The organism is Pseudactinotalea sp. Z1748 (assembly GCF_049725185.1).
Classification (GTDB): Bacteria; Actinomycetota; Actinomycetes; order Actinomycetales; family Beutenbergiaceae; genus CALKWS01.
Genome location: NZ_JBMPQB010000002.1, coordinates 196,919 through 211,775 on the forward strand (window position 1 = coordinate 196,919; position 14,857 = coordinate 211,775).

General features: G+C 68.0%; 13 protein-coding genes. All 13 read left to right on the top strand.

From position 1 onward, the window contains the following. Nucleotides 1-222: 222 nt before the first annotated feature. From ACO0LU_RS05175 to nuoL, 13 genes are read left to right on the top strand one after another with little or no spacing between them, the layout of a single operon-like run. Nucleotides 223-1,533 carry a geranylgeranyl reductase family protein gene (locus ACO0LU_RS05175; RefSeq protein WP_424790360.1) on the top strand — a complete coding sequence of 437 codons (1,311 nt, stop codon included), beginning with the start codon at nt 223-225 and terminating at the stop codon, nt 1,531-1,533. Nucleotides 1,534-1,546: 13 nt separating this feature from the next. After that, complete coding sequence (locus ACO0LU_RS05180; RefSeq protein ID WP_424786359.1) at nt 1,547-1,909, top strand: NADH-quinone oxidoreductase subunit A; 363 nt, start codon at nt 1,547-1,549, stop codon at nt 1,907-1,909. Between the two features lie 12 nt (nt 1,910-1,921). Beyond that, nucleotides 1,922-2,479 carry an NADH-quinone oxidoreductase subunit B gene (locus ACO0LU_RS05185; protein ID WP_424786358.1) on the top strand — a complete coding sequence of 186 codons (558 nt, stop codon included), beginning with the start codon at nt 1,922-1,924 and terminating at the stop codon, nt 2,477-2,479. Next, nucleotides 2,476-3,360, top strand: a complete 885-nt coding sequence (locus ACO0LU_RS05190) for an NADH-quinone oxidoreductase subunit C (RefSeq protein WP_424790361.1) — start codon at nt 2,476-2,478, stop codon at nt 3,358-3,360. The genes ACO0LU_RS05185 and ACO0LU_RS05190 overlap by 4 nt, the downstream gene beginning before the upstream one ends. Next, a complete protein-coding gene (locus tag ACO0LU_RS05195; RefSeq protein WP_424790362.1) occupies nt 3,360-4,706 on the top strand; it encodes an NADH-quinone oxidoreductase subunit D in 1,347 nt (448 codons plus the stop codon). Before ACO0LU_RS05190 ends, ACO0LU_RS05195 begins: the two co-directional genes overlap by 1 nt. Further along, a complete protein-coding gene (gene nuoE / locus ACO0LU_RS05200) occupies nt 4,706-5,608 on the top strand; it encodes an NADH-quinone oxidoreductase subunit NuoE (protein ID WP_424790363.1) in 903 nt (300 codons plus the stop codon). Before ACO0LU_RS05195 ends, nuoE begins: the two co-directional genes overlap by 1 nt. Then, a complete protein-coding gene (gene nuoF, locus ACO0LU_RS05205; protein WP_424790364.1) occupies nt 5,605-6,912 on the top strand; it encodes an NADH-quinone oxidoreductase subunit NuoF in 1,308 nt (435 codons plus the stop codon). Before nuoE ends, nuoF begins: the two co-directional genes overlap by 4 nt. Then, nucleotides 6,909-9,581 (top strand): NADH-quinone oxidoreductase subunit G, encoded by a 2,673-nt coding sequence (locus ACO0LU_RS05210; protein WP_424790365.1) that lies wholly within the window; start codon nt 6,909-6,911, stop codon nt 9,579-9,581. Before nuoF ends, ACO0LU_RS05210 begins: the two co-directional genes overlap by 4 nt. Beyond that, nucleotides 9,578-11,041 carry an NADH-quinone oxidoreductase subunit NuoH gene (nuoH, locus tag ACO0LU_RS05215; protein WP_424790366.1) on the top strand — a complete coding sequence of 488 codons (1,464 nt, stop codon included), beginning with the start codon at nt 9,578-9,580 and terminating at the stop codon, nt 11,039-11,041. Before ACO0LU_RS05210 ends, nuoH begins: the two co-directional genes overlap by 4 nt. After that, entirely contained in the window at nt 11,034-11,816 is a 783-nt protein-coding gene (gene nuoI, locus ACO0LU_RS05220) for an NADH-quinone oxidoreductase subunit NuoI (protein WP_424790367.1), read from the top strand. The genes nuoH and nuoI overlap by 8 nt, the downstream gene beginning before the upstream one ends. Next, nucleotides 11,813-12,625, top strand: coding sequence for an NADH-quinone oxidoreductase subunit J (locus ACO0LU_RS05225; protein ID WP_424790368.1), 813 nt, complete (start codon nt 11,813-11,815; stop codon nt 12,623-12,625). Before nuoI ends, ACO0LU_RS05225 begins: the two co-directional genes overlap by 4 nt. Further along, nucleotides 12,622-12,921 (top strand): NADH-quinone oxidoreductase subunit NuoK, encoded by a 300-nt coding sequence (nuoK, locus tag ACO0LU_RS05230; protein ID WP_424790369.1) that lies wholly within the window; start codon nt 12,622-12,624, stop codon nt 12,919-12,921. Before ACO0LU_RS05225 ends, nuoK begins: the two co-directional genes overlap by 4 nt. 12 nt (nt 12,922-12,933) lie before the next feature. Then, nucleotides 12,934-14,844 carry an NADH-quinone oxidoreductase subunit L gene (gene nuoL, locus ACO0LU_RS05235; RefSeq protein ID WP_424790370.1) on the top strand — a complete coding sequence of 637 codons (1,911 nt, stop codon included), beginning with the start codon at nt 12,934-12,936 and terminating at the stop codon, nt 14,842-14,844. Nucleotides 14,845-14,857: the final 13 nt, after the last annotated feature.

Genomic DNA, 14,857 nt, shown 5'->3' on the forward strand with positions numbered 1-14,857 from the left:
GCAAGCCTCCCGTCATAGAAATTAGCGGATTTGCACCGCATTCCGGCGCAGGGCAGGCTTGCGATTACCGACCGCCCGGGGCGGGGTAGCCTACCTGTGGGAGCGATCCGCGAACGCGCGGCACTAGTTTGGACAAGGACGAGGAAGAGTCCCGGAATCGACCGGGAGCCATCGCAACCCCACCCCGAACCCCAGACCCTGAGAACGAGGAAGCCGAAAGCCGTGGCCACCGTGGCATACACCCCCGATGCGGACGCCATCGTTGTCGGTGCCGGACCAGCGGGATCTGCCACGGCGCACTACCTGGCCAGTGCGGGCCTGGAAGTACTGCTGCTGGAGAAGGCCACCTTCCCGCGGGACAAGATCTGCGGGGACGGCCTGACGCCGCGCGCGGTCAGCGAACTCGTGCGCATGGGCGTGCCCACCCCGGCCCAGGACGGCTGGATGCGTAACAAGGGCTTGCGGGTGCACGGAGGCGGGCACGTGGTGCACCTGCCCTGGCCCGAGATCCAGCGCTACCCCAACTTCGGCATGGCCAAGGCGCGCGGCTCCCTCGATATGACCCTGGCCCATCACGCCCGCGCCACCGGGGCCAAACTGATGGAGGGCATGAACGTCACCGGCCCGGTGCTGCACGAACGCAGCGGCCGGATCATCGGGGTGCGCGTGCGCCAGGTGGACGCGAAGGGCAAACGACTCCCGGAGGAGGCGGGTGCCGAACGAGTCCTGCACGCTCCCGTCGTCGTCGCAGCGGACGGGGTCTCCTCCCGCTTGGCCACCCAGATGGGTCTGGCCAAGCGTGATGACCGGCCCATGGGAGTGGCGGTGCGCACCTACTTCCGCACCCCTCGTCACGACGACGAGTGGATGGAATCGCACCTGGAACTGTGGGAGGGGGAACCGAACGCCTCCCCGCTGCTGCCCGGGTACGGGTGGGTCTTCCCCCTTGGTGACGGCACCGCGAACGTGGGGCTCGGATCGGTCTCCTCCACCGGCCGCGCGACCAAACTCGACTACCGCTCCCTGATGGCCACCTGGATGAAGAACGCGCCGGCCGAGTGGGAGTTCACCAAGGAGAACCAGATCGGGCCCGTGCGTGGTGCTGCGCTGCCGATGGCGTTCAACCGGGCGCCGATGTACTACCGCGGGATGCTCATCGTGGGTGATGCCGGCGGCATGGTTTCCCCGTTCAACGGGGAGGGCATCGCCTACGGGCTCCAGGCCGGCCGGATCGCGGCCGACGTGATCGCCCAGGCCCATGTGCGCACCAACGACCTCGCCCGCGAACGCAGCCTGGCCAGTTACGCCAGCCGCATGCGAGAGGATCTGGGCGGGTACTTCACGCTGGGCCGGGCGTTCGTCAGCCTGATCGAGCGTCCCGAGATCATGCGCATCTGCACCAAGTACGGTCTGCCCAGGCCATTGTTGATGCAGTTCGTGCTGAAGTTGCTATCGGACAGTTACGACACCCGTGGCGGGGACGCCATGGATCGTGTCATCACCGCTCTGACCCGTATCGTCCGGGCTGCGTGAGAGAAGGTCGACTATGTATAGCCCCTTTATCCCGATCCTGATCATGGCGGGCCTGGCAGTGCTGCTGGGTTTGGGTGGTCTGCTCGCCAGCCGGGTCATCGGGCCGCAGCGCTACAACAAGATCAAGGTCGACGCCTACGAGTGCGGCATCCAGCCGACCGAGAACGCGCGTGGTACGGGCCGGTTCCCGGTGAAGTACTACCTGGTGGCGATGACCTTCATCATCTTCGACATCGAGGTGGTGTTCCTGTACCCGTGGGCTGTGGCGTTCAGTGAACTCGCGGTGTTCGGACTGATCGCGATGATCACGTTCGTGTTCCTCATCACGGTGCCCTTCATCTACGAGTGGCGCCGCGGCGGACTGGATTGGGACTGAGAGGCGATACACATGGGACTTGAAGAGAAACTCCCCGCCGGCTACGGCCTGGGCAAGGTGGAAGACCTCGTCGGGTGGGTACGCTCCTCGTCGATGTGGCCGGTCACGATGGGACTGGCCTGTTGCGCGATCGAGATGATGGCCGCCGGTACGCCACGCTTCGACATCGCCCGGTGGGGCATGGAGGTGTTCCGCGCCTCGCCGCGCCAGGCGGACCTGATGATCGTCTCCGGCCGGGTCAGCCAGAAGATGGCGCCGGTGCTGCGCACGGTCTACGACCAGATGTCGGACCCCAAGTGGGTGATCTCCATGGGCGTGTGCGCCTCCTCGGGCGGGATGTTCAACAACTACGCGATCGTCCAGGGCGTGGACCACATCCTGCCGGTGGACATCTACCTGCCCGGCTGCCCCCCGCGCCCGGAGATGTTGATCAACTCGATCCTGGAACTGCACAACCAGGTGATCAAGGGGGCCCCGCTGGGCGCGCACCGCGCCGAGACCGTCCGCAAGGTGGAGGAGGCGGCGCTGAACGCGGTGCCCACCGAGGAGATGAAGGGGTTGTTGGCGTGAGCGACAGCACCGAGGCCGGCGCCCCGGACAGCGACAGCACCGAGGCCGGCACCCCGGACAGCGACAGCACCGAGGCCGGCACCCCGGACAGCGACAGCACCGAGGCCGGCACCCCGGACAGCGGCACCACCGGCGCCGGCACCGAGGCCACCCGGCACGTGGCGCACGAGGCCCAGGAGGCCGGTGCCCAGCAGGTGGTCCAGCCGGAGGGCCGGACCCCGCTCGATGTCATCAAGGTCCGCGAGGGACTGTTCGGTGTCACCGGCTCGGGGGACACCTCCGGTTTCGGGCGGCTGGTGCGCCCGGTGTTCATGCCGGGACCGACCGAACGGCCCTACGGGTCCTACTTCGATGAGATCGTGGACATCCTCACCGAGGTCCTGGCCGAGGCCGGCGTGGACTTCGACGACGCGATCGAGAAGGTCGTCGTCTTCCGCGCCGAGTTGACCCTGTACACCCGCCGCGAGTACCTGCATCTGGTCGCCAAGAGCCTGCGCGACGACCAGGACCTGAGGTTCGAGATCTGCCACGGCGTATCCGGTGTGCACTACCCGGAGGACACCGGGCGGGAACTGCACGCGGTCTACCCGTTGTACTCCATCACCCACAACCGCACCATGCGCCTGGAGGTGGCGGTGGCCGACGCGGACCCGCACATCCCCTCGCTGACGGCGATCTACCCGGCCAACGATTGGCACGAGCGGGAGGCATGGGACCTGCTCGGCATCATCTTCGACGGACACCCGGGCCTGTCCCGGATCCAGATGCCCGACGACTGGCCCGGGCACCCGCAGCGCAAGGACTACCCGCTGGGCGGGATAGAAGTCGAGTACAAGGGCGCGACAATCCCGGCCCCGGACGAGCGGAGGGCGTACAACTGATGTCTGCGACAGCAACGGGAGCGGCCTCCGACTTCGCCGAGGACGCCCGCGAGTACTCCGCCTCCGGTGGCGACTGGGACGAGATCGTCGATGCGGCCCAGCGCGCCGGTGACGAGCGGATCGTGGTCAACATGGGCCCGCAGCACCCCTCCACACACGGCGTGCTGCGGCTCATCCTGGAAATCGAGGGGGAGACGGTCACCGAGATCCGCGGTGGGATCGGATTCCTGCACACCGGGATCGAGAAGAACATGGAGTTCCGCACCTGGACCCAGGGCGTGACCTTCTGCACCCGGATGGACTACGTGGCCCCGTTCTTCCAGGAGGTGGGCTACTGCCTGGCGGTGGAGAAGCTCCTGGGTATCACCGACCAGGTCCCGGAGCGGGCGAGCCTGATCCGCGTCCTGCTGATGGAACTGAACCGGGTGGCTTCCCACCTGATCGCGATCGGCACCGGCGGTAACGAACTGGGCGCCACCACGATGATGACCGTCGGCTTCCGGGGCCGCGAGGAGATCCTGCGGATCTTCGAGGCGATCACCGGCCTGCGGATGAACCACGCCTACGTGCGTCCCGGCGGCGTGGTCCAGGACCTGCCCGGCGGACTGCCCGCCCTGGTGCGGGAGAAGATCCCCGAGATCCACCGCTCGATCGCCGAGCAGGAGAAACTGGTCCTGAAGAACCCGATCTTCATCGGCCGTTCCCAGGGCGTGGGTGTGCTGCCGCTGGCCGGCGCCGTCGCGCTGGGCACCACCGGGCCGCTGCTGCGCTCGGCCGGTGTGCCCTTCGACCTGCGCCGGGCCCAGCCCTACTGCGGATACGAGACCTACGACTTCGAGGTCCCCACCTCCACCGACGCCGACGCCTACTCCCGCACGGTGCTGCGGTTCGCCGAGATGCGCGAGTCACTGAAGATCGTCCAGCAGGTCCTGGACCGTCTGGAGGCCCAGGACCGCCAGGGCAAGCACCCGGTGATGGTGGCGGACAAGAAGATCGCCTGGCCCGCCCAGCTCTCCGTCGGCAGTGACGGGCAGGGCAACTCCATGGATCACATCCGCCACATCATGGGCACCTCGATGGAGGCTCTGATCCACCACTTCAAACTGGTAACCGAGGGCTTCCGGGTCCCAGCCGGTCAGGTGTACAGCCAGATCGAGCACCCCAAGGGCACCCTGGGCGTGCATCTGGTCTCCGACGGCGGCACCCGGCCCTACCGGGCGCACTTCCGTGACCCCTCGTTCAACAACCTGCAGGCGCTGGGCATGATGTGCGAAGGCGGCAGCATCGCCGACGTCGTCATCGCGGTGGCCTCCATCGACCCCGTGATGGGAGGGGTGGACCGTTGATGACTCCGCACAAGGGTGAGTACCCAGCGGACGTGCGGGCGCGGCTGGACGCCGACGCACGCGAGATCGTCTCGCGCTATCCGCAGGCCCGCTCCGCGCTGCTCCCGCTGCTGCACCTGGTGCAGTCCGAGGACGGCTACATCAGCCCGGCCGGCATCCACTTCTGCGCCGAGGTGCTGGGCCTGGCCCAGTCGTCGGTCTCGGCGGTGGCCACGTTCTACTCCCAGTACAAGCGTCGTCCCAACGGCGACTACACCGTCGGGGTGTGCACCAACACCCTGTGCGCGGTGATGGGTGGGGACATCATCTTCGACCGGCTCTCGGAGCACCTGGACATCGGTCACGACGAGACCACCGAGGACGGCAAGATCACGCTGGAGCGCCTGGAGTGCAATGCCGCGTGCGACTTCGCCCCGGTGATGATGATCAACTGGGAGTTCTTCGACAACCAGACACCAGCCTCGGCGGTGGAGGTCGTCGACGCGATCCTGGCCGGTGAGGACGTGCGCCCCACGCGCGGCTCCGACCGGGTGGCCACCTTCAAGGAGACCTCCCGGGTGCTGGCCGGTTTCGACGACGGTCGCGCCAACGAGGGCACTGCGGGCGGCCCGGCCACGATGGTCGGCCTGGAACTCGCCCGTAGCGAGGGTTGGCACGCCCCCGGTTACAGCGCCAGCGGAGGGACGAGGCGGCCGGAGGCCGACGACGGCGAGCCCGACGTGGGCGAGGCCGGCTCCAGTGCGGATCGCCCCCCGGTGTCCGCAGGCGACGTCAGCGCCAGCGGTCCTGGCGACCCGGAACCCCGCGGTGCCGGTGCGGACCTGGACGACGGCGGGGTGGAACCGGCGGCCGACGGGCGGAGCCCGGAACGTGACCAGGCTCAGGAGGGAACAGAACAATGACCACTCTCGCCCCCGTCCTCTCCGACATCTGGGACGCCGAGCGCCCCTGGACGATGGACTCCTACAACGAGAACGCTCATGGCTACGAGGCCTGGCGCACCGCGCTGAAGACCGATCCGGCCGACCTGATCAGCATGGTCAAGGACTCCGGCCTGCGTGGTCGCGGTGGTGCCGGATTCCCCACCGGTATGAAGTGGGGCTTCCTGCCCGAGCCCGATGGCGGCCCTCGCTACCTGGTGGTCAACGCCGACGAGTCCGAGCCGGGCACCTGCAAGGACATCCCGTTGATGATGGCCAACCCGCACTCCCTGATCGAGGGAGTGGCGATCACCTCCTTCGCCATCGGGTGCCATCACGCCTTCATCTACGTCCGTGGTGAGGTGGTCCACGTGTACCGCCGCCTGATGGCTGCCGTGGCCGAGGCTCGCGCAGCCGGGCTGCTCGGCACGAACATCCTGGGCACGGGCTTCGACTTGGAGGTCACCGTGCACGCCGGTGCCGGCGCCTACATCTGTGGTGAGGAGACCGCGCTGCTGGACTCCCTGGAAGGCCGTCGCGGCCAGCCCCGGCTGAAGCCCCCGTTCCCCGCCGTGGCTGGTCTGTACGCGCGTCCCACGGTGGTCAACAACGTGGAGTCGATCGCCTCGGTGCCCGGGATCGTCCGTAACGGTGGCGACTGGTTCGCCTCGATGGGAACCGAGCGCTCCAAGGGGCACGGCCTGTTCTCCCTGTCCGGTCACGTCACGAGACCCGGCCAGTACGAGGCGCCGCTGGGTATCACGCTGCGGGAACTGCTGGAGATGGCCGGCGGTATCCGGGACGGGCACCGGTTGAAGTTCTGGACCCCCGGGGGATCCTCCACGCCGATCCTCACCGATGAGCACCTCGACATCCCACTGGACTTCGAGGAGGTCGGTGGGGCCGGGTCGATGCTGGGTACCCGGGCGTTGATGATCTTCGACGAGACCACCTCGGTGGTCCGGGCGGTGTCGCGCTGGACCGACTTCTACGCCCACGAGTCGTGCGGCAAATGCACCCCGTGCCGCGAGGGCACCTTCTGGATGAAGGCCATCCTGCACCGTCTCGAGGCCGGTCAGGGCACCGAGGCCGACGTGGACACCCTGCTCGATGTGGCCCACGAGATCGACGGCCGGTCCTTCTGCGCCCTGGGTGACGGTGCCGCGCAACCGATCAAGAGCGGGATCAAGTACTTCCGTGAGGAGTTCGAGCAGGGGGTGCACACCCCGGCCTGGGAGTTGTTCCCCTACGAAGCCAACGCTGTGTTCTCAGGAGTCACCCGATGACGGCAACCACGTCCAGTTCCGCCTCCGGCGACGTTGCTCCGGAGCCGGAGGTCACTTTCACCATCGACGGTGTCGAGGTCGGTGTGCCCAAGGGCACCCTGGTGATCCGCGCCGCTGAGCAGGTGGGGATCCAGATCCCCCGGTTCTGCGACCATCCGCTGCTCAAGCCTGCCGGCGCCTGCCGCCAGTGCCTGGTGGAAGTCTCGGCGCCGGACCGGGAAGGCAACCTGCGGCCGATGCCCAAGCCGCAGACCTCCTGCACCCTGGAGGCCACTCCCGGCATGGTGGTCTCCACCCAGCACTCCTCCCCGGTGGCGGACAAGGCCCAGCACGCCCAGATCGAGTTCCTGCTGGTCAACCACCCGCTGGACTGCCCGGTCTGTGACAAGGGCGGTGAGTGCCCGCTGCAGAACCAGGCGATGAGCAACGGAGCGCCGGAGTCGCGGTTCCTGGACATCAAGCGCACCTTCCCCAAGCCGATCAAGATCTCCACCGAGATCCTGTTGGACCGGGACCGGTGCATCCTGTGCCAGCGGTGCACCCGGTTCCAGGACGAGATCGCCGGCGACCCCTTCATCGAACTGCAGGGCCGCGGCGGCGGTGCACCCGGGATGGAAGTGCACTCGCTGCACGGACAGCAGATCGGCACCTTTGACGAGGCCGTGCTCGGGTTCATCCCGCGCGGTGAGGATGAGGCACCGGACTACGCCGACGGCACCGATCTGGCCGGACCCGGCGGGGCCGCGGGGGTTCGCGGTGGAGCGGTGCGGTCGGTGGGCGCTGCGGCGACCGATGTCTCCGGCCGACCCTTCTCCTCCTACTTCTCCGGCAACACCATCCAGATCTGCCCGGTGGGTGCGCTGACCTCAGCCACCTACCGGTTCCGTTCGCGCCCCTTCGACCTGGTCTCGAGCCCTTCGATCGGTGAGCACGACGCGTGTGGTTCGGCGATCCGGGTCGACCATCGGCGTGGCGTGGTGCTACGCCGTCTCGCCGGTGATGACCCGGTGGTGAACGAGGAGTGGATCACCGACAAGGACCGTTTCGCCTTCACCTGGCAGAACGCCCCGGATGTGCTCGAGGCACCGATGGTGCGCGATGAGGAGACCGGGGAACTGGTCGCCACCAGTTGGTCCGAGGCGCTGGCGGTAGCCGCCGAAGGGCTGCAGCGTGCCCGCAGCGCCGGGGGCGTGGGCGTACTGCCCGGCGGTCGGCTGACCCTCGAGGACGGCTACGCCTGGTCCAAGTTCGCCCGGGTGGTGCTGGGCACCAATGATGTGGACTTCCGCGCCCGCGTTCACAGCGACGAAGAGGTACAGTTCCTCGGCCACCACGTGGCGGGCTCGGAGATGGACGTGACCTTCTCCGACCTGGAGCGCGTACCCAGGGTGCTGCTGGTGGGCCTGGAGCCGGAGGACGAGGCCGGCACCATCTTCCTGCGCCTGCGCAAGGGGGTGCTGGCCGGGAGGGTCCACGTGACCACCATCGCGCCGCTGGCCTCCCGGGGTACCACGAAGATGCGCGCCGACCTGATCTCCACCACCCCCGGTGGGGAGGCTCAGGTGCTCGACGCGCTGGCCGGTACCGTCGGCCTCGATGAGGCCGGTTCGGAGATCCCCGCCGATCTCGCCGAGGCCCTGGCCGAACCGGGCGTGGTGGTGCTGGCGGGTGAACGACTCGCCGCGAGCCCCGGTGCACTGAGTGCGCTGCTGCGTTACTCCCGGGCGCGTCAGGCCCGGCTGGCCTGGGTGCCACGGCGTGCGGGTGACCGTGCGGCTGTCGAGGCGGGCCTCCTGCCCACCCTGCTGCCGGGTGGGCGTCCGGTGACCGATGCCGAGGCCCGGGTCGACCTGGCCGCGCTGTGGGGGTCGGACTCCCTGCCCCAGACCCTCGGACGTGACCACACCCAGATCCTTGCCGCCGCCGGTTCCGGCGAACTGGGCGGTCTGCTGGTCGGCGGCGTGGACCTGTCCGACCTGCCCGATCCTGCCGGGTCGGAGCGAGCCATCCGGGACGCCGGTTTCGTCGTCCAGCTCGAGGTCCGGCACTCCCTGGTGACCCCCCACGCCGATGTGGTGTTGCCGGTGGCGCCGCCGACGCGCAAGTCCGGCACCTTCCTGACCTGGGAAGGCCGCCCGCGTCCGTTCGAGGAGGTCTTCACCTCGCACGACATCTCCGATGCCCGGGCGCTGGACCTGCTGGCCCGCCAACTCGGTGTCGAGCTCGGCACCGGATCGGTGACCGAGATCCACCATGAACTCGCCGAACTCGGAGGCTGGTCCGGAGCCCGGATCCTGGCTCCGGACACCGCGGCGGACACCACGCGGCTGCCGCGCGCCGGTACCGAGGCGGTCCTGGCCACCTGGCGGTTGATGCTCGACGCCGCTCGCGGCCAGGACGGCGAGCCGCACCTGGCCGGAACGGCTCACCGGCCGGTGGTACGGATGTCGGCCCGGACCGCCGAGGCCGCAGGTGTGGCCGGAGCGGGCAAGGTGACGGTAGCCGGCCCGAAGGGGTCGATCACGCTGCCACTGGTCATCACACCGATGCCGGACCAGGTGCTGTGGTTGCCGCAGCATTCCCCGGGTTCCTCGGTACACCGGATGCTCGGCGTGACCGCCGGTCAGTCGGTCACCGTCAGTGCCGTAACTGCGGAGGTCAGGTCATGAGCCCCGTCCAACTCCTCGCCCAGTCCGCGCCGGCGGCCCCGGCGTCGGACTTCAGCAACGACTCGATCGGGCTGATGATCGGCAAGGCCGTGGCGATCCTGCTGTTCCTGCTGCTCTCGGTGCTCTTCGCGCTGTGGTTCGAGCGCCGCGTCATCGCACGCATGCAGCAGCGCCTGGGCCCGAACGTGCGCGGGCCCTGGGGCCTGGTGCAGTCCATCCCGGACGCGCTGAAGCTGGTGCTGAAGGAGGACATCACCGTCAAGGGCGCAGACAAGGTGATCTACTTCATCGCGCCGCTGATCTCGGTGGTCACTGCGTTCCTGGTCTTCGCCGTGATCCCGTTCGGGCCCGAGGCGCGGATCCCGTTCACCGACATCGTCACCCCGCTCCAGTTGACCGACCTACCCGTCGCGGTGCTGTACTTCTTGGGCGTGACGGCCCTGGGCGTGTACGGCATCGTCCTGGGCGGCTGGTCGTCCGGGTCGACGTACCCGCTGCTGGGCTCGGTGCGCTCCACCGCCCAGGTGATCTCGTACGAACTGAGCATGTCGCTGGCCCTGGTCAGCGTGCTGATCGTGTCCGGCTCGATGGCCACCTCCCAGATCGTGGCCGCGCAGGAGACCACCTGGTGGGTGTTCGCGCTGCTGCCCGCCTTCGTCGTGTACTTCATCTCGATGGTCGGCGAGGTCAACCGGCTACCGTTCGACCTGCCCGAGGCCGAGGGGGAACTGGTCGCCGGTTACCAGACCGAGTACTCCTCGATGAAGTTCGCCTGGTTCTACCTGGCCGAGTACATCAACATGCTGAACGTCTCGGCGATCATGGTCACCGTCTTCTTCGGGGGCTGGCGGGCACCCTGGCCGATCTCCCAGATCAACGACGGCATGTTCAACGAGGGCTGGTGGCCGGTCCTGACCTTCGTCATCAAACTGTGGATGGCGATGTTCGTGTTCGTGTGGCTGCGCGGGACACTGCTGCGCTTCCGGTACGACCAGTTCATGCACTTCGGCTGGAAGGTGCTGATCCCGGTCTCCCTCGTCTGGGTGATCGTGGTCGCCGTGTGGCAGGCCGTCCAGCAGTTCACCGTGGTGGGCACCTACGACCTGCGCACCTGGTTGTTCGCCGGAGCCGGCGTGCTGCTGGCGATTGCGCTGGTCCTGGCATTGTTGCCGGAGAAGAAGAAGGACGAGGAGGTCTCCTCCGGTCCCGAGTTCACCGACGCCGCGCGGCGCAAGCAGGTAGCCACCACCGCTGAGGGCGAGACGGAGGGCGAGTACTTCGACGCGTTCGCCGGGGGATTCCCGGTGCCGCCGCTGCCCGGGCAGAAACTCCCGCCGTCGCCACGCAAGATCAAGGTCGCTACGCCGGCCGGTGAGACCGACGGGGGCGCGCAAGCGTCCACCGCCGGCACGGACCCGGACGACCAAGCCCCCGACAGCAAGGAGAGCAACGATGGCTGAGCAGGGCAAGGACAAGGAAGTTGCACGGGATGAAGTGGCCGGACGGGGTCAGGACGTGGACCGCGCGGGCGGCAAGCCGGCGGCGCAGCAGTTCGACGTCGACGCCGACCTGGACAAGAATGCCCTCCAGCAGTTGTTCGCCCCCGTGGCCGGATTCGGGGTCAGCCTGTCGACCATCTTCCGTCCCACCGCTACCGAGCAGTACCCGTTCGAGAAGGTCGGCACCTTCCCGCGGTACCACGGCCGTCACCAGCTCAACCGGTACGCCGACGGACTGGAGAAGTGCATCGGGTGCGAACTGTGTGCCTGGGCCTGCCCGGCGGACGCGATCTACGTCGAGGCCGCCAACAACGCCCCCGGCGCCCAGTACTCGCCCGGGGAACGGTACGGGCGGGTTTACCAGATCAACTACCTGCGCTGCATCTTCTGCGGCTACTGCATCGAGGCCTGCCCCACCCGGGCGCTGACTATGACGAACGAGTTCGAACTGGCCAGCACCAACCGGGCGGACATGATCTACGAACGTCAGGACCTGCTCGCACCCGTGGCCGACGGGATGCTCTCCTCGCCGCACCCGATGGCGCCCGGGACCACCGACGTCGACTACTACCAGGAGAAGATCACCGGACCCACCACCGAACAGGTGGACTGGGTGCGTGAGCACCGGCCCGACGACCCGTCGCTGGAGGGCGCCGCCAAAGCCGCCGGCGCGGGGACCGGCGAACGGGACGAGGATCTCGCCGCCAGCCGCTCGAAGAAGGGATCCGGGCGATGAACCTGATCGCACAGACCGGGCTGGAGATCTCCACCGGTGAGGCTGTGCTGTTCTGGGTGCTGGGTCCGTTCTCGGTGCTGGCTGCCCTGAGCCTGGTGTTCAGCCGCCGCCCCGTGCGGATCGCGGTGGCGATGGCCGGGGTGCTGGTCAGCCTGGCCATCTTCTACATCATGAACGAGGCGTTCTTCCTGGGCGTGGCCCAGATCGTGGTCTACACCGGCGCCATCATGATGCTGTTCCTGTTCGTGATCATGCTCGTGGGTGTGGACGCCTCGGAATCGCGCAGGGAACCGCTGGTCGGTCAGCGCTGGATGGCCGGGGCGGTCGCGCTGGGCCTGCTCCTGCTGCTGGTGGCGATCGGCGCCCGGGTCGCGATTCCCGCCGGCGCCGGGTTGGCCGAGGCCAACGCCGAGACGAACGCGGTGGGCGTGGCCAAGTTGATCTTCGGACAGTACGTCTACGTCTTCGAGCTCACCGCGGCGCTGCTCATCACCGCCGCGGTCGGGGCGATCATCTACACCCACCGGCAGCGCGTGGAGCCCAAGGTCGGACAGGCCGAGCTTGCCGAGCGTCGCCTGGCCGCCTTCGCCGCGGGCACTGGTACGGTCGCACCGCGGCCGTCGCCGGGTGTCTACGCACGCCACAACTCTGCGGACATGCCGGCACTGGATGCCAGCGGTGAGCCGATCGAGGACTCGGTCACCACGGTGCTGCGCATCCGCGGCCAGAGCGCACAGGTCGACATCTCCGAGATGGATGAGATCGAGGCCACGGCGGAGACCACCAGCACCAGGGAGATTGACGGATGAGCCTGACCCATTACCTGGTCCTGGCCGGGATCCTGTTCGTCGTCGGCGGTGTGGCCGTGATGGTTCGCCGCAACGCCCTGGTGGCGTTCATGGGCGTGGAGTTGATGCTCAACGCCGGAAACCTGGTCCTGGTCACTTTCGCCCGGATGCACGGCAACCTGCACGGACAGGTGTTGGCATTCTTCGTCATGGTCGTGGCCGCCGCCGAGGTGGTCATCGGGTTGGCGATCATCGTGGCCATCTTCCGAACACGCGGGTCGGCGTCGATCGATGACGTCGCCCTGCTGAAGAACTAAGGGGTCTGCGGCGTGGACATTCTGAACCTTGCCTGGCTGCTGGTGGCGATCCCGCTGGTCAGTTCCACTGTGCTGCTGCTCCTGGGGCGCCGGTCCGACGGCTGGGGCCACTGGTTGGGCGTGCTGTCCTCAGCGGTCCCGGCGGTGCTGGCGATCTGGATGCTGGCGGAGATGCTGGGCGCCTCGGCGACCGAGCGCAGTACGCGCGTGCACCTGTTCGACTGGATCAACGCCGGGGACTTCACCGTGCAGGCCGGGCTGCTGGTCGACCCGCTCTCGGTGACCTTCGCCCTGCTGATCACCTTCGTGGGCACCCTGATCCACATCTACTCGGTGGGTTACATGGCCGCCGACCCCGATCGGCGGCGCTTCTTCGCCTACCTGAACCTGTTCATCGCGGCGATGCTGCTGCTGGTCCTCGGGGACTCCTTCGCCCTGCTCTTCGTGGGCTGGGAGGGCGTGGGCCTGGCCTCCTACCTGCTCATCGGCTTCTGGAACGCCCGCACCGAGTACGCGGTCGCGGCGAAGAAGGCCTTCGTGATGAACCGCGTGGGTGACATGGGCCTGCTGGTGGCGATGATGGCGATGTTCGCCACCTTCGGCTCGGTGGACTATGAGACGGTCTTCGGCGCCGTGGAGGGCGCGAACGAGGGTGTCCTGACCGCGATCGGGCTGCTGCTGCTGCTGGGCGCTTGCGGCAAGTCCGCACAGGTTCCGCTGCAGGCCTGGCTCGGGGACGCGATGGCCGGCCCCACCCCGGTATCGGCGTTGATTCACGCCGCCACCATGGTCACCGCCGGTGTGTACCTGATCGTGCGCGCCGGGACGATCTTCGAGGCCGCCCCCGTGGCCCAACTCGTCGTGGTCATCGTGGGTGCCGTCACGCTGCTCTTCGGAGCGATCGTGGGTTGTGCCAAGGACGACATCAAGAAGGTCCTGGCGGCCTCCACGATGTCCCAGATCGGGTACATGATGCTGGCGGCCGGACTGGGCCCGGTGGGGTACGCGTTCGCGATCTTCCACCTCATCACGCACGGGTTCTTCAAGGCCGGGCTGTTCCTGGGCGCCGGGTCGGTCATGCACGGCATGAACGACGACGTGAACATGCGTCACTTCGGTGCGTTGCGCACCTCGATGAAGATCACCTGGGCCACCTTCGCGCTGGGCTGGCTGGCCATTCTCGGCGTCCCGCCGTTCTCCGGCTTCTGGTCCAAGGACAAGATCATCGAGGCTGCGTTCACCGGATCGGGCTGGCAGCCCTGGGTCTTCGGCATCGTGACGTTGCTCGGGGCCGGGATCACCGCCTTCTACATGTCCCGGTTGTACTTCATGACCTTCCACGGCAAGGGTCGCTGGCACGAGCCCGGGCAGGACGGCCCGGGCCCCGAGCGCAAACCGCACGAGTCCGGTGCGCTGATGACGGTGCCGATGATCGTCCTGGCCGCTGGGTCGGTGGGCCTGGGCCTGGTGCTGTACCAGGGTGTGCCGTTCCTGGAGTTCCTGGCGCCCGTGACCTCCGACCCTGGTCACCTGGAGCCGGTGCTGCCGGTATGGCTGCTGATCACGCTCACCCTGGTGCTGGTCGCGATCGGTGTGGCGATCGCCTGGTTGCAGTTCGGTGCCCGGGACGTCCCGCTCGAGGCGCCGGAGGGTTCGGTGCTCACCCGCGCGGCCCGGGCAGACCTGTACGGCGACGCGATCAACGAGACCCTGGCGATGCGCCCCGGCCAGGCCCTGACCCGCACGTTGGTGGCGACCGACCGGGACGTCATCGACGGTGCAGTGCACCGCCTTGCCGGTAACACCACCGGGCTGGGGCAGTGGTTGCGACGGTTGCAGAGCGGTTACGCGCGCAGTTACGCCGTCACCATGACGATCGGTGTGATCGTGGTCCTTGTCCTCGTCCTCGCCACGCGAGTCTGAGCCGGAGGAAGAT

Bases quoted from the DNA above. Each gene is read 5' to 3' on its own strand.
- nuoF (WP_424790364.1), top strand. From the start codon at position 5,605: ATGACCACTCTCGCCCCCGTCCTCTCCGACATCTGGGACGCCGAGCGC.
- nuoK (WP_424790369.1), top strand. From the start codon at position 12,622: ATGAGCCTGACCCATTACCTGGTCCTGGCCGGGATCCTGTTCGTCGTC.
- ACO0LU_RS05210 (WP_424790365.1), top strand. From the start codon at position 6,909: ATGACGGCAACCACGTCCAGTTCCGCCTCCGGCGACGTTGCTCCGGAG.
- nuoI (WP_424790367.1), top strand. From the start codon at position 11,034: ATGGCTGAGCAGGGCAAGGACAAGGAAGTTGCACGGGATGAAGTGGCC.
- ACO0LU_RS05195 (WP_424790362.1), top strand. From the start codon at position 3,360: ATGTCTGCGACAGCAACGGGAGCGGCCTCCGACTTCGCCGAGGACGCC.
- ACO0LU_RS05185 (WP_424786358.1), top strand. From the start codon at position 1,922: ATGGGACTTGAAGAGAAACTCCCCGCCGGCTACGGCCTGGGCAAGGTG.
- ACO0LU_RS05225 (WP_424790368.1), top strand. From the start codon at position 11,813: ATGAACCTGATCGCACAGACCGGGCTGGAGATCTCCACCGGTGAGGCT.
- nuoE (WP_424790363.1), top strand. From the start codon at position 4,706: ATGACTCCGCACAAGGGTGAGTACCCAGCGGACGTGCGGGCGCGGCTG.
- nuoH (WP_424790366.1), top strand. From the start codon at position 9,578: ATGAGCCCCGTCCAACTCCTCGCCCAGTCCGCGCCGGCGGCCCCGGCG.
- ACO0LU_RS05180 (WP_424786359.1), top strand. From the start codon at position 1,547: ATGTATAGCCCCTTTATCCCGATCCTGATCATGGCGGGCCTGGCAGTG.